Source organism: Shewanella sp. A32 (assembly GCF_029167175.1).
Taxonomy (GTDB): domain Bacteria; phylum Pseudomonadota; class Gammaproteobacteria; order Enterobacterales; family Shewanellaceae; genus Shewanella; species Shewanella yunxiaonensis.
In genome coordinates this window covers 31,001-56,005 of the sequence record NZ_JARFTS010000021.1, presented here as the reverse complement: position 1 = coordinate 56,005, position 25,005 = coordinate 31,001, and the positions used below count along the sequence as shown (strand labels likewise).

Here is a 25,005-nt window from a genome sequence, read left to right as displayed (position 1 = left end):
GGCACAACCCCGGGAAAAGAATAAGCCATGAAGATCATTATCCTCGGCGCGGGCCAGGTCGGCGGCACACTGGCAGAAAACCTGGTAGGTGAGAATAACGATATCACTATTGTCGATAGTGATAGGAACCGACTCAGGGCTTTGCAGGATAAATATGATCTGCGGGTGGTGGCTGGTCACGCCGCTAATCCAGGAGTACTGCTGGAGGCTGGTGCAGAAGATGCCGATATGCTGGTCGCTGTGACGAACAGTGATGAATGCAATATGACCGCCTGTCAGATTGCGTATACCCTTTTTGGTACCCCCACCAAAATTGCACGCATTCGTTCTGAGCAATACCTTGCCATGCGCGACAAACTGTTTATCGACAGTGAAACCAAGAACACTGAAAGTAAATTGCGCGGTGGTTTTGTGATTGATGAACTGATCGCGCCAGAGCAGTTAGTAATTACTTACATTCACCGATTGGTAGAGTATCCGGGAGCTTTACAGGTTCTCGACTTTGCTGACGGACGCGTGAGTCTGGTGGCTGTCAAAGCCTATTACGGCGGCCCGCTGGTGGGAAACGCCCTTGCGGCGCTGCGCGAACATATGCCCAATATTGATACCCGGGTTGCCGCAATTTTCCGCCAGGGCCGAGCCATCATGCCGCGCGGAACCACGATTATCGAAGCCGATGATGAAGTTTTTTTTGTTGCTGATAGTCGCCATATCCGCGCCGTCATGAGTGAAATGCAAAAGCTCGACAGCTCCTACCGCAACATTATGATTGCAGGTGGCGGTAACATTGGTCTGGGATTGGCCAAAAAGCTGGAAAAGAATCACGCCATTAAGCTCATCGAACAGAAACAGGAACGTGCCGAACTGTTATCAGAAAAACTGCAGAACACGACGGTTTTCTGTGGTGACGCTTCCGATCAAGAGTTGCTGATGGAAGAACACATTGATCAGACCGATGTGTTCATTGCGGTAACTAACGATGACGAAGCGAACATAATGTCGGCGCTATTGGCCAAGCGTATGGGTGCCAAAAAAGTAATGGTTTTGATCCAACGCGAAGCCTATGTGGATATTGTGCAGGAAGCAAATATCGACATCGCCATCTCGCCACAACAAGCAACCATATCCTCGTTATTAACCCATATCCGTCAGGGTGATATTTGTAACGTTTATTCTTTGCGACGCGGTGCGGCGGAAGCGATTGAGGCGATCGCCCACGGTGATGCCAGCACCAGTAAAGTCGTCGGCAAGCAGGTTGGTGAGATCAAGTTACCGCCGGGAACGACCATTGGTGCCATTGTGCGCGACGAAGAGGTGCTAATGGCACATGACCGCACGGTCATCGCTCAGGGCGATCACGTCATCTTGTTTCTGGTGAACAAGAAGTTTGTCAGTGACGTTGAAAAGCTGTTCCAGCCCAGCGCCTTCTTCTTCTAGGTCACCCCACATGCTGAACTTCAAGCCACTGCTGTTTATTTTGGGATTATTCCTGTCGATGTTGACTGGATTTATGTTTATCCCGTTGGCTTTTGCGCTGGTTTATGGCGAAGAAACCGTGATGGCTTTTCTGGTGTCTGCAATTTTTACCGGGGTGTTTGCCAGTATCTGTGTACACCGCGGCCAAAGCGGCAAATTGCATCTGAATATCCGCGATATGTTCCTGTTAACCAGCCTCACCTGGGTAATTGTGAGTTTATTTGCGGCGATGCCCTTTACGCTGTATCACGGCATTGGTTACACCGACGCTTTTTTTGAAACAATGTCTGGCGTTACCACAACCGGCTCAACGGTGTTATCCGGCCTGGATAATATGGACCACAGTATCCTGATCTGGCGTTCGCTATTACAGTGGTTAGGCGGGATTGGTTTTATCGTGATGGCGGTGGCCATTCTGCCATTCCTTAACGTGGGTGGTATGAGACTGTTCCGCACTGAGTCTTCAGACTGGTCAGATAAAACGATTCCTCGCACCCAAAGCCTCGCCAAATATCTGTTTCTGGTTTATGTCGGTCTCACCGTCGCTTGTGGCATGGCGTATCACTGGGCGGGGATGAACTGGTTTCAAGCCATCAATCATGCGATGACGACTTTGTCGACCGGCGGCTATTCCACATCAGATAATTCCATGGCGGCATTTCCGGAACGTTGCCACTGGGTCGGTATTGTCTTTATGGCAGCGGGTGGATTGCCTTTACTGACCTTTGCACAGACCATCCAAGTTCGTAGTTTGCGGGTGTGGAACGACGCACAAATTAAAGGCTACCTGCTGTTTTTGTTAGTCGTCTCCTTAGGACTGGCGTTATGGCTGAGCGATACCAAACACTTAGGTTTTATCGATGCCTTAAGACTAGCGGCATTCAACGTTGTGTCAGTAGTGACCACCACCGGATACGGTTTGACTGATTATAGCCAGTGGGGTGCGGTTGCGGTGATTAGCTTCCTGTTTCTGATGCTGGTGGGCGGCTGTTCCGGTTCCACTGCGGGGGGGATTAAAATTTTCCGCTTTCAGATTGCCGTCGCCATCATGCGTGAGCAGCTCAAGCAGCAATTCCACCCTAACGGTATCTTCCGTGAACGCTACAATAATCGCCCCATTAACGAAGAAATTGTACGCTCTCTGGTCACGTTTATGATGCTGTTTATGCTGGTAATTGTGTTGGTAACACTGATATTGGTAATGTGTGGGCTGGACCCAATGACCAGTCTTTCTGGTGCCATTACCGCCGTCACCAACGTGGGGCCTGGGCTTGGCCCCGTCATTGGCCCCGCGGGTAACTTTGAAACCTTGCCAGATGTGGCTAAATGGGCATTATCCATTGGCATGCTACTGGGACGCTTGGAAATTCTCACCGTCGCAGTACTGTTTCACCCCAGTTTTTGGCGTTATTAATTCGCCGGAACTAACGTCGCCAGGTGATCAGCATAGCCATCGACCTCTTGATAATCGGTGTAATCGATCACAGCCTTCGTGTCAGTTGGCCCGTCGGTAATTTTCATGATCAGACGGATCATCTGCTTATCAAGCCAACGCCACGATGGATAATCAACTTTCCCGGCGATAATTTTCACATCGTTGGGTTTCCAAGCCGATAACTCAATGAATTTTTGCAGATAGCGGTTATTTTCAGGTATGCGTTTTTCCGGTTTGCGGGCAACGACATTCACCGAAAAGAAGCTAATCGCTTTTTGATCCAGCTGTTGCTGGTATTTACTACAAAACGCAAAGACACTTTTATCGTAAGTGCCGTAAAGTACACAAGCGCCGAGGACGACGGCATCCCACTCTTGCCAATCAATACCCTCCTTTTCCGCTTCAAGCAAACCCATCATTTCACATCTGTATCCCTGCTGTTGAATGCGACGCACGATACACCGGGAAATTCTAGCGGTGTGACCACCTCGGGAATAATAGAGAACCAGAATGGATTTCATAGCAATACCTGCTCTACTTATAAAAAACGACAATAAAAGATGATAATGAACAATATGAAAGTAAAATACAGTGATAATGACCAAATAGGACAAGCAGTTACTGCATTTTGATGATAAAAGTGAGATCCAGCTTAAAGACTGATGAGTTGTCGACCACGTAACATTCAATTAGAATCATCTAATCAAGAAGTAGAGGTACTTTATAGCATGTCACCTGAAGATATTAATATTGACGCCATGTTGTCGAACGCTGAAATTGCAGCAAAATGGCTCAAAGCGGTTGCCAACCCTTACCGCTTGATGATCCTTTGCCTGTTGCTCGACAAAGAGTTAAGCGTCACCGAAATTAACGAGGCGGTTCCGTTGAGTCAGTCGGCGTTGTCTCAGCACTTAGCCGTACTTCGTTCAGAAGACTTAGTTGATACTCGCAAGAGTTCCCAAATCGTTTATTACAGCCTCAAAAACCAACAAGTGACCGAAGTCATCTCCATTCTGCATCGCAAGTTCTGCTCTGCACAATGTTAAGCACACATCGTTAGCGAGCCGCAAACTCCCTCGCAAACCGCCGCACGTTCTCCCAGTCTGTAAATTCATAGGCTTGGGAGGTGTCGGTAGGGCCTTTCGTCATCCACATAATAAAGCGGATCATGGTGCGGTCTAACCAACTGTAATCGGCATAAACAATTTTCCCAGCAAATACCCCTAACTGTTGTGGCTGCCAAAGTGATAATTGCAAAAACTTCTGCATGTAAGGATTGGTTTCTGGTGTGTTTTTCTCTGGTTTACGCGCAACCACATTCACCGTAAAGAAGCCGTTAATCCTGGCATCCAACAACGCTTTATGGCGATTAATAAACTGATAGAGCGCTGGCCGGTGCTTGCCATAGCGAATACTGGCACCAATCAATACTTTATCGCATTGTGTTAACTGTGTTTCCGATACCTTTGATAATTCAACCAAACTGACTTGTTCGCCGTTATGCCGTAATTCCTCAGCAATTACCTCACAAATACGATGGGTGTGACCGTCGACGGTCGAATAGATAATCAGGGTATTGTGCATCAATCTTTCCAAAAGGTAGGAGTAAAAAGAACCAGTAGTGTAAAAATTTCCAGGCGCCCAAATAACATAGCCACCACCAGTACATATTTGGCACCATCGGATACTGTAGCGTAATTTGACGCTACATCACCAAGACCCGGTCCCAAATTGTTCAGGCACGCTGCAGTGGCACTAAATGAGGTAATGGCGTCCATGCCTAACGCCATTAAGATCAGCATAGAGATAATAAATACTAAAGTGTAAGCAGAAAAAAATCCCCACACAGCATCAACGACTCGGTCTGGTAACGAACGGTTGCCCAAACGGATGGCAAACATCGCCTTGGGATGAATTAACCGTTTAAGTTCCCGCGCCCCCTGTAAGAACAGCAATACGGCGCGAATCACCTTGATGCCACCTGCGGTAGAACCACCACAGCCGCCAATAAAGCTGGAAAAAATCAGTAAAATCGGTAAAAACAATGGCCAGGAATGAAAGCTTTCCGTACTAAAGCCGGCGGTCGTCGAAATCGAAACGGCCTGAAATAGTGCGTAATCCAACGTCTGTTCCGGAGAGTCGTAAATTCCGCTATGCAATAATGTGACAAAACAAATGGCACCCAACGCCAATTGAATAACAATTAACGCCTTAAATTCAGCATCCTGAAAATAGATTCGGAAATTAATCCCTCGCCGGGAAAATGCTGCAAAATGCAGACTGAAATTAACCGCAGCAATCAGCAAAAACACCATACAGATGGTATTAATTAACGGACTTTGATAATAGCCAATACTGGCGTCATGCGTAGAGAATCCGCCAATAGCAATGGTCGAGAAGGAATGACAAACAGCATCAAAAATGGGCATACCGGCATACCAGAACGCTAAGGCACAGGCGACGGTCAATAACAGATAGATATACCACAACGTTTTAGCTGTTTCTGCAATCCTTGGGGTCATCTTACTGTCTTTAACCGGCCCAGGTATTTCTGCACGGTATAACTGCATACCTCCGATCCCCAACACCGGTAAAATGGCCACTGCCAGCACGATGATTCCCATGCCGCCCAGCCATTGTAGTTGGTGTCGATAGAATAAAACCGCTTTGGGCAATTCATCAAGGCCAACAATAACTGTGGCTCCTGTAGTTGTCAGCGCCGAAAAAGACTCAAAGATACTATCTGCAATCGATAGATCTGGATGCTGAACCAACAAAAAAGGTAAGGTTCCAATCCCGCCTAAAACAGTCCAAAACAAGACGACGATTAGAAAGCCTTCTCTGGTTCTTAAATCTGCTTTGTATTGGCGATTGGGATACCACAATATGAACCCCAGAACTAAGCTGATTGCAAAGGACTGGAAGAAAGCAGCACCACCGCCATCTTCATAAAATAGCGCCACCAACGCTGGCGGAACCATGGTTATGGAAAATAAGCCCACCAGTAATCCGGTGATACGGGTAATCGTGCGGTAGTGCATGTAGCCCTTTGCCAAGTCGCGTAGTCGGTAACTCAGTTATTGTTACACAGTTTTTACAACGGTTCATTGGAAAAGCTGAGCTGCAGTTGCCCTTGGCTTATTTGCTGTAGCACCGCCTGCAATTCTTCTTGGCTTGATACGGGAATTTCTAACTGCAAAGTGACATGCTGAGTAAACACCCGCTCAGTGATACAGACTTCAAACAACGTTAGATAGTGCTCAACGTCAGCTAGGTGAGGGTACTGACAATCAAGCACTGCCCGAACTCTTTTAATCTTGGTCACCTTTGACAGACGTACTAACGCATTCTTAACACCGGAACTATATGCACGTACCAGTCCGCCAACACCAAGTTTTACGCCACCGAAATAACGAATCACAACCGCGCCGATCTCACCAATACCCGCACCTTGCAAAACATTAAGCATCGGTCGACCAGCACTACCGGAGGGTTCGCCATCATCACTACATCCCATCGCAGCAGCATTTTGCGGCTCATTCCAGATGACCGCCTGACAGTAGTGATTGGCAGCAGGATAAGCCGCTTTTAGCTGTTCAACTTTTTGTTTGAAATCTTCTGGTGACGCACAGGGAAAAAGCACGGTAATAAAACGACTGTGTTTTATTTCTTCCTCAAACGTAACGTCCGCTGCGGGTATGGGATAGCTATTCAACACAATACGCTCTGATGGATATTAACTTGCTTACTTATTTTGCCCGTGTCACTCATTCGACTGCAACAGAGCCCCTCAATATCATCATCTACGACTTAAGGATGATACTCTATCAATGATCGCAAAATGCCATTTAACTGTATAAATAACAATACATTATAAATCTCACTTAGATTACAACCGCGCTTTATCAACCCAAAATCAAACAACCGTTTAAATTGACTGTTGTAATTTGTGATATTTCACCGCACACTGATCAACAAATGGCCACAATCCCAAGATGGCAAACTCGCAGCCCTGTGCATAAGGAATGCAGAATGATCTATCAAAGTAACAGTATCCAGGTTGAACTTCTTGACACCCAAATTGCGAATATTCGCTTTAATTCAGATGGTTCAGTAAACAAGTTTGACCAAGAAACCCTAACATCACTCGATGCCGCATTAAACGCATTAATAGCCACACCTGATGTTCGGGGATTAGTCCTCACCTCAGCAAAAGATAGTTTTATCGTAGGCGCTGATATAACCGAATTTCTGACATTGTTTGCCGAAGCAGATGAAGTGCTTTTATCCTGGCTACAGCTAGCGAATAGTATTTTCAATAAGTTGGAAGATTTGCCATATCCCACAGTGTCTGCTGTTAATGGCTATGCTCTGGGTGGCGGTTGTGAAGCCATTTTATCTACCGATTTCCGTGTTGGCGACAGCACCGCAAAAGTCGGATTACCCGAGACCAAGTTAGGGATCATTCCTGGTTTTGGCGGCACAGTGCGACTGCCTCGACTTATTGGTGCTGACAACGCGCTTGAATGGATTACCACTGGCAAAGATCAACGACCCGATGATGCATTAAAAGTGGGGTTCTTTGATGCCGTTACTACGCCTGAAAATCTACAAGCGGCTGCCTTACAAATGCTTGACGATGCCATTGCCGGAAAATTGGAGTGGCAATTAAAACGTCGACAAAAGCAACAACCGCTTCAGCTAGATAAAATGGAAGCTATGATGTGTTTCAGCACCGCTAAAGGGATGGTGTTCGCTGTTGCAGGTAAGCATTACCCGGCACCAATGGCTGCAGTAAACGTAATTGAGCAAGCAGCTAAAATGCCACGGCAACAGGCGCTACAGGTAGAGCATCACGCATTTGCAAAACTGGCAAAAACGGACGTTGCCAAAGCATTAGTTGGTATATTTCTCAATGATCAGTTAGTAAAGAGCAAAGCCAAAAAGTCGATAAAATCAGCGCATCCAGTCTCATATGCAGCGGTGTTAGGTGCCGGTATCATGGGCGGGGGTATTGCTTATCAGAGTGCCAGCAAAGGCACCCCGATAGTAATGAAAGATATTAATGAAAGCGCACTGGCATTAGGACTATCTGAAGCTGCCAAACTGCTGACAGCACAAGTTGAACGAGGTCGCTCTTCGCCACAAAAAATGGCACAGGTACTAAATGCGATTACGCCTGCATTGGATTATTCCGCCGTTAAACCAGTAGATATTGTGGTAGAGGCTGTAGTTGAAAATCCCAAAGTAAAAAGTATGGTGTTAGCAGAAGTAGAGCAAGTGGTGACTGATAATGCAGTTATCGCGTCCAACACCTCAACAATATCCATCAATTTGCTCGCCAACAGCCTTAAGAAGCCTGAGCGCTTCTGCGGTATGCATTTCTTCAACCCGGTTCACAAAATGCCGCTGGTTGAGATTATTCGTGGTAGGGACACTTCAGATTCTACTATCGCCACGGTAGTTGCCTACGCAAGCAAGATGGGGAAAACCCCTATCGTCGTGAACGACTGTCCTGGCTTTTTCGTCAATCGTGTGCTGTTTCCATACTTCGCTGGATTTAATGGATTGATCGCGGATGGAGCAGACTTTGCGACGATTGATAAAGTCATGGAAAAGCAATTTGGTTGGCCAATGGGGCCGGCGTATTTACTTGATGTTGTTGGGATGGATACTGGCCATCACGCCCAAGCTGTTATGGCACAGGGATTTCCCGAGCGAATGACCCCCAGTGAACACGATGCTTTGCAATTGATGTTCGCGCAAAATCGCCTAGGACAAAAAAATGGCCAAGGCTTCTATCGTTATACCCCAGATAAAAAGGGAAAGCCCAAAAAGGACGTAGATGCCACCACATATGCGTTGTTATCCGCAGCATTTGGCCCACTCAAGGAGTTTACTGCTGACGATATTATTGCCAGGACGATGATCCCCATGATTAACGAAACGGTACGCTGTCTCGAAGAAGGCATTGTAGCCTCTCCGGCTGAAGCAGATATGGGACTGGTATATGGCCTGGGCTTTCCACCGTTTAGAGGTGGTGTATTCCGCTATATAGAAACGATGGGAATTGCCAATTATGTCGCTTGGGCAGATAAATATGCCTATCTCGGAGCTTTGTATCAGGTCACTGACACCATGCGACAACTAGCCGCGGAAAACGGCCACTATTATCAGAACTAATTTAAGGAATCTGCCATGAAAAATGCAGTTATCGTTGATTGTATTCGTACCCCCATGGGACGTTCCAAAGGTGGTGTTTTTCGAAATGTTCGTGCAGAAACCTTATCTGCCGAGCTTATGAAATCTTTGTTGCGTAGAAATCCTCAGTTACTGCCAACAGATATTGAAGATGTTATTTGGGGTTGTGTACAACAAACTTTAGAACAAGGATTTAATATCGGCCGCAATGCCACATTACTGGCAGGACTACCTAAAGAGGTGGGCGCGGTGACGGTTAATCGTCTTTGTGGCTCATCAATGGAAGCAATCCATCAAGCAGCAAAATCTATCATGGTGGGTATGGGCGATACCTTTATCATCGGTGGAGTTGAACATATGGGTCATGTGCCGATGACCCACGGTGTTGATTTTCATCCAGGCCTTTCCATTAACGTTGCCAAGGCTTCGGGAATGATGGGGTTGACGGCCGAGTTACTGGGCAAGCTGCATGGGATTAGTCGCGAAATGCAAGATACCTTTGCCCTAAGATCACATCAGCGGGCTTATGCTGCAACAGTTGAGGGGCGATTTGCCAATGAAATCCAGGTGATTAACGGCCATGATAGCAACGGGGCTTTAATATCTGTTGATTATGACGAAGTTATTCGTCCTGAAACAACACTTGAATCTCTTGCCGCCTTAAAGCCGGTATTTGATCCAGCAAATGGTACAGTAACAGCGGGAACCTCTTCTGCGCTCTCAGACGGTGCAGCAGCAATGCTCGTGATGGAAGAGCAAAAAGCGAAGGATTTAGGCTTACCTATTCGCGCGAGAATTCGCTCAATGGCGACGGCTGGTTGTGATCCCGCCATTATGGGGTATGGCCCAGTTCCTGCGACTAAGAAAGCGCTGGCACGTGCAGGGATGAACATGGCAGATATTGAGTTGGTAGAGCTAAACGAAGCGTTTGCAGCACAATCGCTCCCTTGTGTTAAGGATCTGGGTTTATTGGAACAAATCGATGAGAAGGTAAATCTTAATGGCGGAGCTATCGCTTTAGGTCATCCATTGGGATGTTCCGGTGCCAGAATATCGACCACACTGATTAACTTAATGGAATCTAAAAACGTATCTATTGGCCTGGCGACTATGTGTATAGGACTAGGACAAGGAATTGCCACAATCTTCGAGCGTGTTTAAATTTTCCATCTTCGGTACTCCTCTCCTCTAGCCAGCTTTTAACGCTGGCTTTTTTGTTCCACGTGGAACATATCCAAATATTTGCACTGCCCTTGGTTCTTTGCTGCTGCTTGCAGTAACATATCGAATAGATTTTCCAGCCATACGTTCTCAAGAGGTAAAAAATGAACGAAGATTTTGGTAGTGCTCAACATCAACTTGATGCATTGGGGTTACGGTGTCCTGAGCCTGTCATGATGCTGCGAAAAAAGGTCCGTCATATGGCTGATGGAGAAACATTATTGATCATTGCCGATGACCCGGCGACCACTCGGGATATTCCAAGCTTTTGCCAGTTTATGGATCATACCCTGGTTGCAAGCGATACAACCGTAACCCCCTATCGTTACCTCATTCGAAAGGGTCTATAACAGAGATGTCCATGGAATTACAGGCTATCGCTTTTAAGGATGGGCGAAAAAGGCCCATGTTGGAAATTGACAAGGCTTTCATTTCAACACAGTCAGGTGTGGAACATGATATTTTTGGTAAGCCTGGTCCTCGACAAGTGACTGTACTATCTCGGCAGCAATGGCTTGATACCTGTAATGAGTTAGGGACTTCTATTTCTTGGCTAGCGAGAAGAGCTAATTTACTTATTGACGGTGTCCGTTTTGGTGCTGATTCTGTCGGACAATTCCTTAAAATTGGCAACGTCATTCTTGAGATAACTGGCGAAACCAATCCATGCAAAAATATGGAGCAAGAATACCCTGGACTTGAAGCGGCATTAGTTACCGATTGGAGAGGTGGAGTTACCTGTAGAGTGATTAGAGAAGGTAACGTGACAAAAGGGACTGCAGTTATTATTTCAGACCAGCCAGAATAGCACTTGTAATTTTACTGGTGGATGTTCCACGTGGAACATCCACCAGTAAAACCCTACTTTAGATTAAGAGTAATTAGTTTCCGAATAACAGAAACAATCTACTAGATGATCATTTACCATTCCTACAGCCTGCATAAAAGCATAACAGATAGTCGGACCACAAAAATTAAATCCAAGCTTTTTAAGCGCCTTAGACATCGCTTCTGACACCGGAGTTTGGGCAGGAACGTCAGACAAACTGGTGTGGCAATTAATCAAAGGCTTACCACCGACGAATTCCCATAAAAATCTTGAAAAGTCATTACCCTGCTCGATAAATTTTAAATAGGCCCGAGCATTTTGAATAATTGAATTAACCTTCGCTCGATTACGGATAATTCCGGGATTTTGCAACAATTCCGTGACCTTACTCTCGTCATACAAGGCGACAATTTTGGGGTCAAAATTCGAAAATAGCACTTCGTAGTTAGCTTGTTTACGTAAAATGGTAATCCAGGACAATCCAGCCTGCTGTCCATCCAAGCACAATTTAGCAAACAGTTGTTGGCTATCATAAACCGGCCTGCCCCACACTTCGTCATGATACTGCTGATATAAAGGATCAGCCGAAACCCAGCCACACCGATGCTTTTCCATCTAAAGAATTCCTTTAAAAACTGATACTCGATAAAAAATAACCTACATAAGCCATGGTCTACAAGGTATAATTGGAACCATTTTCTATAGACGGCTGACAGCAGTAGACATGACGACCAAATATGATGTGAAAACATTCCAGGGCTTCATTTTGACCCTGCAGGATTATTGGGCACAGCAAGGCTGTGCAATCGTGCAACCTCTGGATATGGAAGTTGGGGCTGGGACATTTCACCCACAAACATTCCTGCGCTCATTAGGGCCTGAGCCTATGAGCAGCGCTTACGTACAACCCTCTCGCCGACCAACAGATGGCCGTTATGGTGAGAACCCAAACCGCTTACAACACTATTATCAGTTTCAGGTGGTTCTGAAGCCATCTCCGGATAATATCCAGGAACTATATCTAGGCTCATTAAAAGCACTGGGGATAGACCCTACAGTCCATGATATCCGCTTTGTTGAAGATAACTGGGAATCACCAACACTGGGTGCTTGGGGTCTGGGCTGGGAAGTCTGGTTGAATGGTATGGAAGTAACCCAATTCACTTACTTCCAACAAGTTGGTGGACTGGAGTGTAGCCCGGTAACGGGAGAAATAACTTACGGTCTGGAGCGTTTAGCTATGTATATCCAGGGCGTAAATAGTGTCTACGATTTGGTCTGGACCGATGGTCCGCTAGGTAAAATCACCTATGGCGATGTATTCCATCAAAATGAAGTTGAACAGTCAGCTTACAACTTCGAATACGCCGACGTAGATTTCCTTTTTGGTATGTTCAATCAATGCGAAAAGAGCTGTCAAAATCTATTAGCTTTAGAAAAGCCTTTACCATTGCCCGCCTACGAACAAGTCATGAAAGCATCACACGCATTCAACCTGCTAGATGCACGCCATGCGATATCAGTTACTGAACGGCAGCGCTACATCCTGCGCGTACGAACCATGGCGAAAGCGGTAGCTGAAGCTTATTACCAGGCCCGGGAGGCTCTGGGTTTCCCAATGTGTAAGTGAGGTTAGACGTTAATGAATTTTGAAAACTTACTCATCGAAATCGGTACGGAAGAGCTCCCACCCAAAGCCTTGCGCAGTCTGGCGGAATCTTTCCTTGGCAATTTCACAGACGAATTAAATAAAGCAGAAATACCTTTTTCTAAGGCATGCTGGTATGCCGCGCCCAGAAGATTAGCGCTTTATATTGAGCAGCTAGCACTGGCGCAAGAAGATAAAGTTATTGAAAAGCGTGGACCCTCTGTTGCCGCTGCGTTTGACACTGAGGGTAACCCAACCAAAGCGGCACAGGGCTGGGCGCGTGGCAATGGCATTACCGTTGCTCAGGCAGAACGACTAGCCACCGACAAAGGCGAATGGTTGGTCTATCACGCCAAAGTTAATGGTGTCAGTACCGAACAGTTGATTCCAACAATGGCCCAACAAGCGCTGGATAAACTCCCTATTCCTAAACCTATGCGCTGGGGCAATAACAAGACCCAGTTTATTCGTCCGGTTCACACCGTCACTATGTTACTGGCCGATAAGGTGGTTCCAGGCACTGTACTGGGTATCAATTCTGCACGCACCATTCGCGGCCATCGTTTCATGGGCGAAGCCAGCTTTGAATTAGATCATGCCGACAACTATCTCAGCACCTTATATGAACGTGGCAAAGTGATAGCGGACTACGATAAGCGCAAAGCCATCATAAAAGCAGATGCCGAAGCCGCTGCAATAAAAATCGGTGGTAAAGCGGATATCAGCGACAGTCTCCTGGAAGAAGTGACCTCTTTAGTGGAATGGCCTGTCGTACTGACGGCAGCTTTCGAAGAAAAATTCCTGGCAGTCCCAGCGGAAGCACTGGTTTATACCATGAAGGGCGACCAGAAGTACTTCCCGGTTTTTGATGCTGCAGGCAAACTGATGCCACACTTCATTTTTGTCGCCAACATTGAATCAAAAGATCCATCACAAATCATTGCGGGTAATGAAAAGGTCGTGCGACCACGTCTTGCAGATGCAGAGTTCTTCTTCAATACCGACAAGAAGCACACCCTCGCCTCTCGAATTGACAGCCTAGACACTGTGGTATTCCAGAAACAATTAGGCACTCTTAAAGACCGCGTTAAGCGCATCTCAGAAGTGGCAGGTAGTATCGCAGCGAGCATCAATGCAAATGTTATTGATGCGAAAAGAGCAGGCTTGTTATCTAAGACTGACCTCATGACCAACATGGTGATGGAGTTTACCGATACTCAAGGCACCATGGGTATGCACTATGCGCGTCTGGATGGTGAAACTGAAGCAGTAGCACTGGCATTGGATGAACAATACAAACCCCGTTTCTCCGGCGATTCCGTGCCAACAACTCCCGTAAGTTGTGCTGTTGCACTGGCGGAAAAGTTGGACACCCTGACAGGGATTTTTGGCATCGGACAAGCGCCAAAGGGTGCAGCAGATCCATTTGCACTGCGCCGCGCCGCCATTGGAGTTTTGCGTATTATTGTTGAAAACAAACTGCCACTGGACTTAGTCGATATAATTGCTGGCGCGGTCAAAGCTCATGGCGGCAACTTAACTAACGGCAATACTGCTGCTGAAGTGCTTGAGTTCCTGATGGGACGTTTCCGCGCTTGGTACCAGGACAAAGGTATCAGTACTGATGTAATCCTATCGGTGTTAGCTCGTTACCCAACAAAACCAGCTGATTTTGATGACCGTATTCTAGCCGTTGCCCACTTCCGAGAAATGGAGCAGGCCGCAGCACTCGCAGCAGCCAACAAGCGTGTATCAAACATCTTGTCCAAGGTTGAAGGTGAGTTGCCAAATACGATAGCTAAAGAGCTATTGACAGAGCCGGCAGAAGTGACGCTGGCAACAGCATTAAACGATCTGATACCAGAATTAACACCATTATTTGACTCAGGAAACTATCAACAGGCACTCACCAAGTTGGCTGAGTTGCGCGAGGACGTTGATCAATTTTTTGATCAGGTTATGGTCATGGCTGATGACGCGGCACTACGTGATAACCGTTTGGCTCTGCTAAATCAATTACGTGACCAGTTCCTGCGAGTAGCAGACATTTCACTATTGCAATAACACTGTGTGACTGGTTGAAATAAAGGCGCCAACGGGCGCCTTTATTTTATCTCTTTGATTTTATTGTGATAAAAAAGAAACTGTTGCGGTGATAAAGCTATTTCACTCAATAGATTATCCAGTAACGGTTCTGCCAAACGTCCTTCTTCGTACAACATCGAACACTCACTGATCACATTTGCCTGCCAAACAACTCGAGACAAACCAGCGGCAGGAGCTAACGAACTTGCTAATGGAGATAATGTCTCAGCAAACGTTGCGGGAAGTTGCCAACAACTGACTAATAAACTGCTTAACTCCAATGATCTGGCGGTCATGACCTGACGAAATAGCCAGGATTTAGGCTGTTCAGATGGATCTGTCTGATTAAAAACGTCGAGCAACAACTTGAATATGGCAATCTTGCCGACATCATGTAGTAAGCCCACCATAAAAGCTGTGTCGGAGTGTTGCTTATCAAGTTCACCAGCCAGAAAAGCGACTTGCAGTGAATGCCGCCATAACTGAGCACCAAAACGTCGGAAATAGATAGGTTTAATCGCTATCATCTCCTTCATCATACAAGTTGTGACAATACGTCGTAGCCGCTCACTCCCCAGTACGACCAGCGCCTGAGGCAAATTGGTAATACTACGTTCGGAGCGTCGGAATACAGGTGCATTACACGCTTGAATGACGTCAGCACTTAACACTGGATCTTGTTGGATGATCTTAACAATATCCTGGCTACAAAATTCTGGATCACTAAGCTTACGATCCAGTTCCATAATTCTGCCTGGGAGTTTTAAGACGTTAGCTGCAACCTGCTGTGGGGACATTAACGCCTGTTCCACCGCAGCCAATACTCGCCGCTCTAAAGCATTTGCCACTCCACCACTATCTTTGCCGACAGAAAATAACAAGCTATAAAACAGCGCTGTAGCATCGACAGATGCCTCCAGACGCTCGTCTGCACTCACCATAGCGACATGCTGACTAACCTTGTGCAGCTCTTGCGCAATAGGCGTTGGTGCCCCCGAAAAACTTTGTGGTCGCTCAATGTTGATATCGTCTCTGATATTAAACAGCTTTTTAAATATCCCCAACACTGCTATCTCACCACCTTCGTTGATATTTGCTGATTATAGCGTCCGCCACAATCGCATCCCAATACTATACGATCAAGATTTGAGCTAAGTGGTATTTAATAGGCATAAAAAAGGAAGACCGAAGTCTTCCCTTTCTACCGATTATTAAATCGCTATACGTCCAAGTTAGATACGTGCAACGCATTGGACTCAATGAACTCACGACGAGGCTCAACCGCATCCCCCATCAGTGTGTTAAACAGTTGATCCGCAGCTAATGCATCCTCAATAGTCACCTGCAGCATCCGACGAGTCTCAGGGTCCATCGTGGTTTCCCACAGCTGTTCTGGATTCATTTCCCCCAACCCTTTATAGCGTTGAATATAAATGCCCCGTTTAGACTCTGCCACCAGCCATTCAAGCGCTTCAGCAAAGGTACTAACATCTTTCTTACGCTCACCACGCTGTACATAACCCGAGGTTTCAATCAAACCGTCGAGCTGCTCACCCAGATCAGCAATACGCTTGTAATCAGCGCCATGGAAAAAGTCAAAACTAAACAGGTAGTGACTATCGATACCATGCTTGCGAACTGTTAATTGCGGCAGATAGACCTTACGTTCAGGCTCTAATATGGGCTCAAGCTTATAAAGCACACCATGTGTTTCGCGATTTTGCAGATCTTCCAGTAAGGCCTTACACCAAGCAACCATCTGTGTCTCATCAGCAAGCATGTCCGCAGTGACTCGAGGATGATAGATCATGCGATCTGTCACATTTGCCGGAAAACGTTTTTCCAGTTTTTCAATGGTATGCTCGACTTCGCGATATTGCAGAACCAGGCGCTCTAATGCTGCCCCAGACATCGCTGGCGCATCTTTAGATGGATAGATACAACCACCGTCCAGCGCTTGCGAAGTCAGATACTCAGTTAACGCAGATTCATCCTTAAGATACTGTTCTTGCTTACCTTTCTTAACCTTAAACAGTGGTGGTTGGGCGATATACACATAACCACGTTCCAGCAACTCAGGCATCTGCCGGAAAAAGAATGTCAGCAACAGCGTACGGATATGTGAGCCATCCACGTCAGCATCGGTCATGATGATAATGTAGTGGTAACGAGTCTTATCCGGGTTATATTCATCACGACCAATACCACATCCAAGGGCGGTGATCAGTGAGGCCACTTCTTGAGAAGATAACATCTTGTCAAAACGCGCTTTTTCTACGTTGAGGATCTTACCTTTCAACGGCAAAATAGCCTGATTTTTACGATTTCGGCCCTGTTTGGCACTGCCACCAGCCGAGTCCCCTTCCACAATGTAGATTTCTGACAAACCAGGGTCTTTTTCCTGACAATCCGCCAATTTACCAGGCAAGCCTCCCAGGTCCAGCACGCCCTTACGGCGGGTCATTTCACGAGCTTTACGAGCGGCTTCACGGGCACGGGCAGCATCAATAATCTTACTGACAACCAAACGTGCTTCGTTAGGATTTTCCAGCAGGTAATCGTTGAGCTTTTCAGCCATGGTCTGCTCTACCGCTGTCTTAACCTCACTAGACACCAGTTTATCTTTGGTCTGGGAGCTGAATTTAGGATCTGGTACTTTAACCGAGATAACCGCGGTCAGACCTTCGCGCGCATCGTCACCGGTAGCATTGGTTTTATTTTTCTTATTGTAACCTTCGGCTTCCATATAGTTATTAAGGTTACGGGTTAACGCGGCACGGAAGCCCGCTAAGTGTGTACCCCCATCCCGTTGTGGAATGTTATTGGTAAAACACAGAATATTTTCCTGAAAACCGTCATTCCATTGCATCGCAACTTCAACCGTGATGCCGTCATCTCGTTCTTGAGAAAAATGGAAAATATCTTTGTTAACCGGGGTCTTATTGCGGTTCAGGTATTCAACAAAGGCGCGAATCCCCCCTTCGTAATGGAAGAAGTCGTCTTTATGGTCGCGTTCGTCAATTAGGCGGATGCCAACACCTGAGTTAAGAAATGATAATTCCCGTACACGCTTTGCCAGAATTTCGTAATGAAACTCAACGTCGGTAAAGGTCAGTTTACTTGGCCAGAAACGAATTTCAGTGCCAGTGTGCTCAGAGGTACCAATCTCTTTAATCGGATCAACTGGGTTTCCGTGGCTGTAGTACTGTTCGTAAGTTTTGCCATCACGGCGAATTGTCAGCTTTAATTTTTCTGACAGTGCGTTAACGACAGAAACCCCAACGCCGTGCAAACCGCCTGACACTTTGTAAGAGTTATCATCAAATTTACCGCCGGCGTGCAGCACAGTCATAATCACCTGTGCGGCAGAAACCCCTTCTTCTGGGTGGATAGCCACGGGAATACCACGACCATCATCTTTGACTGATACCGAACCATCCATGTGAATGGTAATCACGATGTCCTTACAGTAACCCGCCAGAGCCTCGTCGATGGAGTTATCAACCACTTCGAATACCATATGATGCAAACCCGTGCCATCATCGGTATCACCAATATACATTCCGGGTCTTTTACGAACCGCATCAAGGCCTTTCAGAACCTTGATACTCGAAGAATCATAACTATTCTCTGACATACTAATCTCTCATCGGTTATTCAATGACCGTCACACTCCCCTGTTCTACCCGGAAAATCCGTTCCGGTGGAGTGCTTAATGAATCAGCTATTGCTGCTGGATCGATGGCGGTAACAAATACCTGCGCACCAGTCTCAGCCAATTGCTGTAGCAATAACTTTCTATGTTTGGCATCCAGTTCTGACGGCAAATCGTCGACCAGATAGATACTATCTTTATCCAGCTGTTGTTTAAGCAACTTTCCCTGTGCAATCCGCAACGCACACACCAATAACTTAAGCTGACCACGGGATAATGCGTCCTGCGCTGGCAAATTAGCCACCCTTAAGCGCAAATCCGCTTTATGGGGTCCGCTCACCGTAAATCCCATCGCCACATCGCGGCTGTATTGAGCTTCTAACAGCTCGACCAATGTGGTTTTACTGTCCCAGCCACGCGTGAATGAAACCCTGATGTCTGCCTGTGGTAAAAACTCTCCGATTATACCCTTTAACAGGTTATTTAACGAGTCCACATAATGGTTTCGTATGTCGGTAACCGCTTCTGAATAACGCACAAATTCACGGTCCCAATAGGCAATCTGCTGATAGCTGGCACCATCCCGCAATAACTGGTTTCGTTGTTTCAAAACTCGCCGGACATTCATCCATTGAGGATAAAAATTAGGGTCAGCATGAAAGGCTCCCCAATCGATAAACTGCCGACGCGCCTTGGGACCTTCAAACAGCAAGGAAAAGCTTTCTGGGGTGATGAGTTGTATTGGTAACGTCTCAGCAAGTACGGATAAACGTCTTATTTTCTCGCCATCAATACGTACTTCTGTGTCACCATTCCGATAGCGGCGAACCCCAACCTTATGTTCGGCATCTGCTGATCGTAGTCGCGCAAACAGGGTTAACTGTTCTTGCTCATTGCCTATTACACGCTGCGCTAAATGACTTCTAAAGGAGCGGCCCATCCCAAGGAAATAAATTGCCTCTAAAATACTGGTCTTGCCGCTACCATTTTGCCCATAAATAAGATTCAGCCCATTGCCTGGTTGCAATTGGGCTGAAACAAGATTGCGAAAGTGTTGAATATTGAAAAGGCTAAGGCTCATTCAACGCCCGGCTTAGAGCCGCATTGGCATTACAACATACATTGAGTCTTCTTCCTGATGGTTTTCAATCAGCGCACTGGAATTTCCGTCACTGAGGGTAATACGCACATCGTCAGATTTAAGACTGTTAAGGACGTCCAGCAGGTAAGAAACGTTAAAGCCGATTTCAAGAGACTCTCCTGAATATTCAACATCGATAATTTCTTCTGCTTCTTCTTGCTCGGGGTTATTAGCGGTGATTTTCAGTAAGGCATTCTCCAACTGAACCCGCACCCCACGGAACTTCTCATTAGACAGAATGGACGCACGCAGTAACGCCTGACGCAAAGCATTACGACTCGCCAATACAATCTTGTCGCCCCCCTTAGGTAATACGCGACGATAATCAGGGAAACGACCATCCACCAACTTACTGGTGAGTACTGCAGCAGCAGTTGTGGCACGAATAGCGTTATCCCCGATAGCTATCTCGATATCTTGATCCTCTGCATCAAGTAGCCGCGCTAATTCCATCACCCCTTTACGAGGTACAATTACCTGATTTTCAGGCAAAGAGGCCTCAAGCATACGGTGACTCAACGCCAATCGATGGCCGTCAGTCGCAACCGCTCGTAAAACATTACCTTCGGTCTCAAATAACAGTCCGTTTAAATAGTAACGAACATCCTGGTTAGCCATCGAAAACTGTGTGGCTTCAATAATAGACTTCAGTGTGCCTTGCTTGATTGTGAACGATATATTGGGCTGAAAGCTTTCAACATTGGGGTATTCTTCAGCGGGCAAAGTTGCCAGAGAAAAACGACTACGGCCACAACGAAGTAACCATTTGTTTTCCTGCTGTTCAATTTTAACTTCCGTCTGTTCCGGCAAAGACTTCACAATATCCAGCAACTTTTTCGCTGGCACAGTAGTGCGCCCTTCCTGAACGTCGCCGCTAAGCACTGCACTGCCAACGAGTTCAACTTCTAAATCAGTGCCGGTAAACTTTAGTGAGTGATTACTTACTTCCACAAGGAGGTTTGCCAGAATAGGCAAATTATGCCTTCTTTCAACCGCACCACTGACCAGTTGTAACGGCTTTAATAGGTCATCCCTATCAATAGAAAATTTCATTATTCTGTTCCCTGATTAAGAAGATAAGGTTCGAATCAAGTTGGCGTAATCTTCTTTAATGTCGTGACTCTCTTCTCGAAGCTGAGCGATTTTACGACAAGCATGCAGTACAGTCGTATGATCACGGCCACCAAAAGCATCACCAATTTCTGGCAAACTCTGGTTGGTCAACTCTTTAGAGAGCGCCATCGCCATTTGTCTTGGACGGGCAACACTACGAGAACGTCGCTTGGACAACATGTCCGCCATCTTGATCTTGTAGTATTCAGCTACTGTTTTCTGAATATTGTCTATAGTGACTAATTTTTCCTGCAGAGCCAATAGGTCACGTAATGCTTCGCGCACAAAATCGATAGTTATCGGACGCCCGGTAAAGTTCGCATTCGCAATAACTCGGTTCAGTGCCCCTTCCAGTTCACGCACGTTTGAACGTAGACGTTTGGCAATAAAAAATGCCACTTCGTCTGGTAAGCTAATGCCATTTTCCAGCGCCTTACGCATCAAAATAGCAACCCGAGTTTCCAACTCTGGCGGTTCAATCGCTACCGTTAATCCCCATCCAAAACGCGACTTAAGGCGATCTTCAACCCCATCGATCTCTTTAGGGTAACGATCAGAGGTCAAAATGATCTGGTGATTACCTTCCAATAACGCGTTAAAGGTATGGAAAAACTCTTCTTGCGATCGGTCTTTATTGGCAAAAAACTGAATATCGTCAATGAATAACGCATCAACACTACGATAATAACGTTTAAAGTCTTCAATCGCGTTATTCTGCAGCGCCTTCACCATATCTTGCACAAACCGCTCGGAGTGCATGTACACAACCTTGGCGTTGGGATTATTTTTTAAAATCCCATTGCCGACTGCATGCAAAAGGTGAGTTTTACCTAAACCAGTGCCTCCATAAAGAAACAGGGGGTTATAGGCACCACCAGGATTTTCAGAAACTTGCTGTGCCGCAGCTTTACCCAGTTGGTTGGATTTACCTTCAACGAAATTATCAAATTGATAGGTTGGATTAATATTACTGCGGTAGGGATGATTACTTACAGGTTCATCATCATCATTATTAAATGCAGCGGCAACACTGGGTTTAGTCAGTGGCCTGGCATTACTTTTACCATTTACTCCACTGTTCACCGTGGGTACTTCCGCTTTGACTACGGGTCGACTACCAATGTCAAAACGCAATTTAGGTGCTTCGCTGCCTAATTGTTCACCGAAAAACTGATTGATGATATTGAGGTATTTATCGCGAACCCAGTCCAAGACAAAGCGATTAGGCGCGTATAACACCAACGTCTCACCATCCATTTCAGCCTGCAATGGTCGGATCCACATACTGAACTGTTGAGCTGAAAGCTCATCCTGCAATCTGCCGATACATTGCTGCCATAGTGAAACAGTCACAAACTTATCCCCAAACCAGCTCCCCGAGGGAGGTTATTCTATAGTGAGATCTGGATAATCGCTATGATGAACGCACAATTATCCCCAAAGCGATCGCGATCTTTGTATTCATCTGATCCTGAGAGATCCTACAGGATCTTGTGGGTGATAATCCATGATATTTGCTACTTTATTAAGGGATCTGAGTTGATCTATAATCGCGCTCCGGCGATCAGTTGATTGTCTCTTTTGCTACTACATGTAGTAGTAAATGCACACAGTTATCCACATATTGTAGTTAACCACATCAACTGCTCACCAAACGGACGTATGTATTCACCACCCAGGACATTATGCTTATTGACGCCTTGAGTAATTGTGATTACAATTCGGCCTCTTTTTTATACCCTCGCCGCATTTGTATGCCGGTTGAGGAAAATTAACCAACAAAGACGGATTGCCATCATGAGTAAACGTACTTTTCAACCTAGCAACCTGAAGCGCAAGCGTACTCACGGCTTCCGCGCACGTATGGCTACAGCAAACGGCCGCAAGGTACTGGCTCGTCGCCGTGCTAAAGGTCGCGCTCGCCTGTCTGCTTAATTACGCGCGAGTAGACAATTAGGTGACTAGTTACACCTTTCCGCGGGAGTTACGCTTGTTAACTCCCGCAGAATTCAATTATGTATTTACCGACCCGCAAAAAGCCTCCTCTGCTGAAATAACCCTGTTGGCGATGCCGAATACTCTGGAACACCCCAGATTAGGCTTGACTGTTGCCAAGCGTCATGTAAAAAGGGCTAACCAGCGCAATCGTGTTAAACGTATTGTTCGCGAAAGTTTCAGACTTAATCAGTATAATTTGCCACCGGTGGACATTGTGGTATTGGTCCGTGGTGGTGTTTTAGAGTTGGATAACGAGCAACTCAGAAAATTGGTGGAAAAGTTATGGCGCAAGCTCAGTCGCCGTTTCAATGGTTGATCATTAAAGCTATCCGGGGCTATCAGATATTTATCAGCCCTATGCTAGGACAACGCTGCCGATTTAACCCTTCCTGCTCCCATTACGCGATAGAAGCTGTGCAAGTGCACGGAACTGTCAAAGGGAGTTGGTTTGCGATAAAACGCATATTAAAATGTCACCCTTTGCATCCGGGCGGCAACGACCCCGTACCTCCTAAAAAGAACAGGTGTAATAAATAGGCTATGGAATCTCAACGCAATATTCTGCTTATCGCGCTGTTAGCTGTCAGTTTTATGATCTGGCAACAATGGCAGACAGATAAAGCGCCAAAACCAGCCGTTACTGAAACAGCAGTGACATCCTCAACTCAGGACACCCTTCAAAACGACGTGCCCAATGCCGATGGTAAGGCTGGAGTACCGGAAGAACACACGGTTGTTGCCTCTAAAGATTTAGTGCGAGTTAAAACCGATCAGTTAGATGTACTGATTAATCCAGTGGGTGGTGACATTGTTCATGCCGCATTGGTTGCACATAAACTGGAACAAGGGAAAGATGATCCTTTTGTGTTATTGGAACAACAGCCTGGATTTACCTACATAGCACAGAGCGGTCTGATCGGTAGTGGTGGCGTTGATAGCAGCGCTGGACGCCCAACTTATGCCGTTACCGGCACCGAATTCCAGATGAAAGATGGTGAAAACACGCTGAAGGTGCCGATGACTTACACCGCGGCAAACGGCGTGAAATACACCAAAATATTTACCTTCCATAAAGGCAAGTTTGATATTCGGGTAGATTATCAAATTGATAACACCACTGCGGCGCCATTGCAGGTGCAGATGTATGGTCAGATTAAGCAGACCATCAAGCCCTCTGATAGTCATATGATGATGCCAACATATCGTGGTGCTGCATACTCAACAGCAGACACTCGTTATGAAAAGTATAAATTTGACGAAATTAAAGAAAAAGATCTGCATAAAGAAACTCAGGGTGGCTGGGTAGCCATGCTGCAACACTACTTTGTTTCCGCTTGGGTACCACCAGCAGATCAAAGTAATCTTATCTATTCCAGCATCAGCAACGGCACTATGGCTAACATTGGTTTCCGTGGCCAAGCTGATACTGTAGCACCAGGAGCAACGGCAACGATTGGCGCGGATTTCTATGTTGGTCCAAAAGATCAAGCCGCGCTATCAGAAGTGTCAGACACCTTAAACCTGGTTGTAGACTATGGAGTGTTATGGTGGTTGGCCGTTCCAATTTACAAACTGATGATGTTCTTCCATTCGTTTGTGGGTAACTGGGGTCTGGCAATTATTCTGATCACCTTTACTGTACGCGGCATTTTGTTCCCGCTTACTCGTGCGCAATACACCTCTATGGCTAAGATGCGTAATCTGCAGCCTAAAATCCAAGAGCTAAAAGACCGTTTTGGTGATGATCGCCAAAAGATGGGTCAAGCCATGATGGAGATGTATAAAAAGGAGAAGGTCAACCCTATGGGTGGCTGTCTGCCAATTATGCTGCAGATGCCTATTTTCCTGGCTTTGTATTGGGTTCTGCTGGAAAGTGTGGAACTCCGTCACGCACCATTTATGCTGTGGATCCATGACTTGTCAGTACAAGACCCATACTACGTGCTGCCAATTCTTAATGGTTTGTCGATGTTTATCATGCAGAAACTGCAGCCAATGTCGCCAACTATGGATCCGATGCAGGCCAAGATGATGCAGTATATGCCTGTAGTATTTACCGTATTCTTCCTGTGGTTCCCATCTGGTTTGGTGCTTTACTGGTTGATGGGTAACATTGTGGCTATTATCCAACAGAAGATCATCTACGCCGGATTGGAGAAAAAAGGATTAAAATAACCTTTTAATCCCTTCACCAAAAGGCGGC

General features: G+C 46.2%; 23 protein-coding genes. 13 read left to right on the top strand and 10 right to left on the bottom strand.

The window, feature by feature from the left end:
- The first annotated feature begins 27 nt into the window (after positions 1 to 27).
- On the top strand, positions 28 to 1,437 hold the full coding sequence (trkA, locus tag PY479_RS13900) for a Trk system potassium transporter TrkA (protein ID WP_212594964.1): 1,410 nt from the start codon (positions 28 to 30) through the stop codon (positions 1,435 to 1,437).
- Between the two features lie 10 nt (positions 1,438 to 1,447).
- Positions 1,448 to 2,890 (top strand): TrkH family potassium uptake protein, encoded by a 1,443-nt coding sequence (locus PY479_RS13895; protein ID WP_275484136.1) that lies wholly within the window; start codon positions 1,448 to 1,450, stop codon positions 2,888 to 2,890.
- On the opposite strand, the gene hemG (PY479_RS13890) is transcribed toward PY479_RS13895, so the two are convergent.
- Positions 2,887 to 3,432, bottom strand: coding sequence for a menaquinone-dependent protoporphyrinogen IX dehydrogenase (gene hemG / locus PY479_RS13890; protein ID WP_212594962.1), 546 nt, complete (start codon positions 3,430 to 3,432; stop codon positions 2,887 to 2,889). The genes PY479_RS13895 and hemG (PY479_RS13890) overlap by 4 nt on opposite strands.
- Positions 3,433 to 3,639: 207 nt before the next feature.
- On the opposite strand from hemG (PY479_RS13890), the gene PY479_RS13885 reads away from it, so the two are divergent.
- Entirely contained in the window at positions 3,640 to 3,957 is a 318-nt protein-coding gene (locus PY479_RS13885; protein WP_212594961.1) for a metalloregulator ArsR/SmtB family transcription factor, read from the top strand.
- Positions 3,958 to 3,967: 10 nt separating this feature from the next.
- Here PY479_RS13885 and hemG (PY479_RS13880) read toward each other — a convergent pair whose 3' ends face one another.
- The 3 genes from hemG (PY479_RS13880) to PY479_RS13870 are packed head-to-tail and all read right to left on the bottom strand — an operon-like array spanning position 3,968 to position 6,629.
- Entirely contained in the window at positions 3,968 to 4,495 is a 528-nt protein-coding gene (gene hemG / locus PY479_RS13880; protein ID WP_212594960.1) for a menaquinone-dependent protoporphyrinogen IX dehydrogenase, read from the bottom strand.
- Positions 4,495 to 5,952, bottom strand: a complete 1,458-nt coding sequence (locus PY479_RS13875) for a TrkH family potassium uptake protein (protein ID WP_212594959.1) — start codon at positions 5,950 to 5,952, stop codon at positions 4,495 to 4,497. The genes hemG (PY479_RS13880) and PY479_RS13875 overlap by 1 nt, the downstream gene beginning before the upstream one ends.
- Positions 5,953 to 6,005: 53 nt before the next feature.
- Positions 6,006 to 6,629 carry a YigZ family protein gene (locus tag PY479_RS13870; protein WP_275484135.1) on the bottom strand — a complete coding sequence of 208 codons (624 nt, stop codon included), beginning with the start codon at positions 6,627 to 6,629 and terminating at the stop codon, positions 6,006 to 6,008.
- 314 nt (positions 6,630 to 6,943) lie between these two features.
- Between PY479_RS13870 and fadB the strand changes: the two genes are divergently transcribed.
- From fadB to PY479_RS13850, 4 genes are all read left to right on the top strand, one after another.
- Positions 6,944 to 9,094, top strand: coding sequence for a fatty acid oxidation complex subunit alpha FadB (fadB, locus tag PY479_RS13865; RefSeq protein WP_275484134.1), 2,151 nt, complete (start codon positions 6,944 to 6,946; stop codon positions 9,092 to 9,094).
- A 15-nt stretch (positions 9,095 to 9,109) separates the two neighbouring features.
- On the top strand, positions 9,110 to 10,273 hold the full coding sequence (fadA, locus tag PY479_RS13860) for an acetyl-CoA C-acyltransferase FadA (RefSeq protein ID WP_275484133.1): 1,164 nt from the start codon (positions 9,110 to 9,112) through the stop codon (positions 10,271 to 10,273).
- A gap of 164 nt (positions 10,274 to 10,437) precedes the next feature.
- Positions 10,438 to 10,683 carry a sulfurtransferase TusA gene (gene tusA / locus PY479_RS13855; RefSeq protein WP_212594955.1) on the top strand — a complete coding sequence of 82 codons (246 nt, stop codon included), beginning with the start codon at positions 10,438 to 10,440 and terminating at the stop codon, positions 10,681 to 10,683.
- Between the two features lie 11 nt (positions 10,684 to 10,694).
- Positions 10,695 to 11,141 carry an MOSC domain-containing protein gene (locus PY479_RS13850; protein WP_343377253.1) on the top strand — a complete coding sequence of 149 codons (447 nt, stop codon included), beginning with the start codon at positions 10,695 to 10,697 and terminating at the stop codon, positions 11,139 to 11,141.
- 63 nt (positions 11,142 to 11,204) lie between these two features.
- On the opposite strand, the gene PY479_RS13845 is transcribed toward PY479_RS13850, so the two are convergent.
- Positions 11,205 to 11,777 carry a DNA-3-methyladenine glycosylase I gene (locus PY479_RS13845; protein ID WP_275484131.1) on the bottom strand — a complete coding sequence of 191 codons (573 nt, stop codon included), beginning with the start codon at positions 11,775 to 11,777 and terminating at the stop codon, positions 11,205 to 11,207.
- Between the two features lie 109 nt (positions 11,778 to 11,886).
- Between PY479_RS13845 and glyQ the strand changes: the two genes are divergently transcribed.
- The gene (glyQ, locus tag PY479_RS13840) at positions 11,887 to 12,792 is read left to right on the top strand and encodes a glycine--tRNA ligase subunit alpha (protein ID WP_275484130.1); all 906 of its coding nucleotides are present in this window, start codon (positions 11,887 to 11,889) and stop codon (positions 12,790 to 12,792) included.
- A gap of 12 nt (positions 12,793 to 12,804) precedes the next feature.
- A complete protein-coding gene (glyS, locus tag PY479_RS13835; protein ID WP_275484129.1) occupies positions 12,805 to 14,874 on the top strand; it encodes a glycine--tRNA ligase subunit beta in 2,070 nt (689 codons plus the stop codon).
- Positions 14,875 to 14,915: 41 nt separating this feature from the next.
- On the opposite strand, the gene PY479_RS13830 is transcribed toward glyS, so the two are convergent.
- From PY479_RS13830 to dnaA, 5 genes are all read right to left on the bottom strand, one after another.
- Entirely contained in the window at positions 14,916 to 15,959 is a 1,044-nt protein-coding gene (locus PY479_RS13830) for an HDOD domain-containing protein (protein ID WP_212596460.1), read from the bottom strand.
- Between the two features lie 155 nt (positions 15,960 to 16,114).
- Positions 16,115 to 18,532 (bottom strand): DNA topoisomerase (ATP-hydrolyzing) subunit B, encoded by a 2,418-nt coding sequence (gene gyrB, locus PY479_RS13825; RefSeq protein WP_275484128.1) that lies wholly within the window; start codon positions 18,530 to 18,532, stop codon positions 16,115 to 16,117.
- A 16-nt stretch (positions 18,533 to 18,548) separates the two neighbouring features.
- Positions 18,549 to 19,631 (bottom strand): DNA replication/repair protein RecF, encoded by a 1,083-nt coding sequence (gene recF / locus PY479_RS13820; protein WP_275484127.1) that lies wholly within the window; start codon positions 19,629 to 19,631, stop codon positions 18,549 to 18,551.
- A gap of 12 nt (positions 19,632 to 19,643) precedes the next feature.
- On the bottom strand, positions 19,644 to 20,744 hold the full coding sequence (dnaN, locus tag PY479_RS13815) for a DNA polymerase III subunit beta (RefSeq protein WP_275484126.1): 1,101 nt from the start codon (positions 20,742 to 20,744) through the stop codon (positions 19,644 to 19,646).
- Positions 20,745 to 20,759: 15 nt separating this feature from the next.
- A complete protein-coding gene (gene dnaA, locus PY479_RS13810) occupies positions 20,760 to 22,157 on the bottom strand; it encodes a chromosomal replication initiator protein DnaA (RefSeq protein ID WP_212594947.1) in 1,398 nt (465 codons plus the stop codon).
- Between the two features lie 444 nt (positions 22,158 to 22,601).
- Here dnaA and rpmH point away from each other — a divergent pair, with 444 nt between their 5' ends.
- From rpmH to yidC, 4 genes are read left to right on the top strand one after another with little or no spacing between them, the layout of a single operon-like run.
- Positions 22,602 to 22,739, top strand: a complete 138-nt coding sequence (gene rpmH, locus PY479_RS13805; RefSeq protein WP_133038348.1) for a 50S ribosomal protein L34 — start codon at positions 22,602 to 22,604, stop codon at positions 22,737 to 22,739.
- 22 nt (positions 22,740 to 22,761) lie between these two features.
- Complete coding sequence (gene rnpA / locus PY479_RS13800; protein WP_275484124.1) at positions 22,762 to 23,118, top strand: ribonuclease P protein component; 357 nt, start codon at positions 22,762 to 22,764, stop codon at positions 23,116 to 23,118.
- Positions 23,085 to 23,339: a membrane protein insertion efficiency factor YidD gene (gene yidD / locus PY479_RS13795; protein ID WP_212594945.1), complete on the top strand. Its 255-nt coding sequence runs from the start codon at positions 23,085 to 23,087 to the stop codon at positions 23,337 to 23,339. The genes rnpA and yidD overlap by 34 nt, the downstream gene beginning before the upstream one ends.
- A 3-nt stretch (positions 23,340 to 23,342) precedes the next feature.
- On the top strand, positions 23,343 to 24,977 hold the full coding sequence (yidC, locus tag PY479_RS13790; RefSeq protein ID WP_275484123.1) for a membrane protein insertase YidC: 1,635 nt from the start codon (positions 23,343 to 23,345) through the stop codon (positions 24,975 to 24,977).
- Positions 24,978 to 25,005: the final 28 nt, after the last annotated feature.

What these genes read in the sequence shown, in the direction of transcription:
- trkA (WP_212594964.1), top strand. Translation starts at nt 28, where the DNA reads ATGAAGATCATTATCCTCGGCGCGGGCCAGGTCGGCGGCACACTGGCA.
- PY479_RS13895 (WP_275484136.1), top strand. Translation starts at nt 1,448, where the DNA reads ATGCTGAACTTCAAGCCACTGCTGTTTATTTTGGGATTATTCCTGTCG.
- hemG (WP_212594962.1), bottom strand. Translation starts at nt 3,432, where the DNA reads ATGAAATCCATTCTGGTTCTCTATTATTCCCGAGGTGGTCACACCGCT.
- PY479_RS13885 (WP_212594961.1), top strand. Translation starts at nt 3,640, where the DNA reads ATGTCACCTGAAGATATTAATATTGACGCCATGTTGTCGAACGCTGAA.
- hemG (WP_212594960.1), bottom strand. Translation starts at nt 4,495, where the DNA reads ATGCACAATACCCTGATTATCTATTCGACCGTCGACGGTCACACCCAT.
- PY479_RS13875 (WP_212594959.1), bottom strand. Translation starts at nt 5,952, where the DNA reads ATGCACTACCGCACGATTACCCGTATCACCGGATTACTGGTGGGCTTA.
- fadB (WP_275484134.1), top strand. Translation starts at nt 6,944, where the DNA reads ATGATCTATCAAAGTAACAGTATCCAGGTTGAACTTCTTGACACCCAA.
- fadA (WP_275484133.1), top strand. Translation starts at nt 9,110, where the DNA reads ATGAAAAATGCAGTTATCGTTGATTGTATTCGTACCCCCATGGGACGT.
- tusA (WP_212594955.1), top strand. Translation starts at nt 10,438, where the DNA reads ATGAACGAAGATTTTGGTAGTGCTCAACATCAACTTGATGCATTGGGG.
- PY479_RS13850 (WP_343377253.1), top strand. Translation starts at nt 10,695, where the DNA reads ATGGAATTACAGGCTATCGCTTTTAAGGATGGGCGAAAAAGGCCCATG.
- PY479_RS13845 (WP_275484131.1), bottom strand. Translation starts at nt 11,777, where the DNA reads ATGGAAAAGCATCGGTGTGGCTGGGTTTCGGCTGATCCTTTATATCAG.
- glyQ (WP_275484130.1), top strand. Translation starts at nt 11,887, where the DNA reads ATGACGACCAAATATGATGTGAAAACATTCCAGGGCTTCATTTTGACC.
- glyS (WP_275484129.1), top strand. Translation starts at nt 12,805, where the DNA reads ATGAATTTTGAAAACTTACTCATCGAAATCGGTACGGAAGAGCTCCCA.
- gyrB (WP_275484128.1), bottom strand. Translation starts at nt 18,532, where the DNA reads ATGTCAGAGAATAGTTATGATTCTTCGAGTATCAAGGTTCTGAAAGGC.
- recF (WP_275484127.1), bottom strand. Translation starts at nt 19,631, where the DNA reads ATGAGCCTTAGCCTTTTCAATATTCAACACTTTCGCAATCTTGTTTCA.
- dnaN (WP_275484126.1), bottom strand. Translation starts at nt 20,744, where the DNA reads ATGAAATTTTCTATTGATAGGGATGACCTATTAAAGCCGTTACAACTG.
- rpmH (WP_133038348.1), top strand. Translation starts at nt 22,602, where the DNA reads ATGAGTAAACGTACTTTTCAACCTAGCAACCTGAAGCGCAAGCGTACT.
- yidD (WP_212594945.1), top strand. Translation starts at nt 23,085, where the DNA reads ATGGCGCAAGCTCAGTCGCCGTTTCAATGGTTGATCATTAAAGCTATC.
- yidC (WP_275484123.1), top strand. Translation starts at nt 23,343, where the DNA reads ATGGAATCTCAACGCAATATTCTGCTTATCGCGCTGTTAGCTGTCAGT.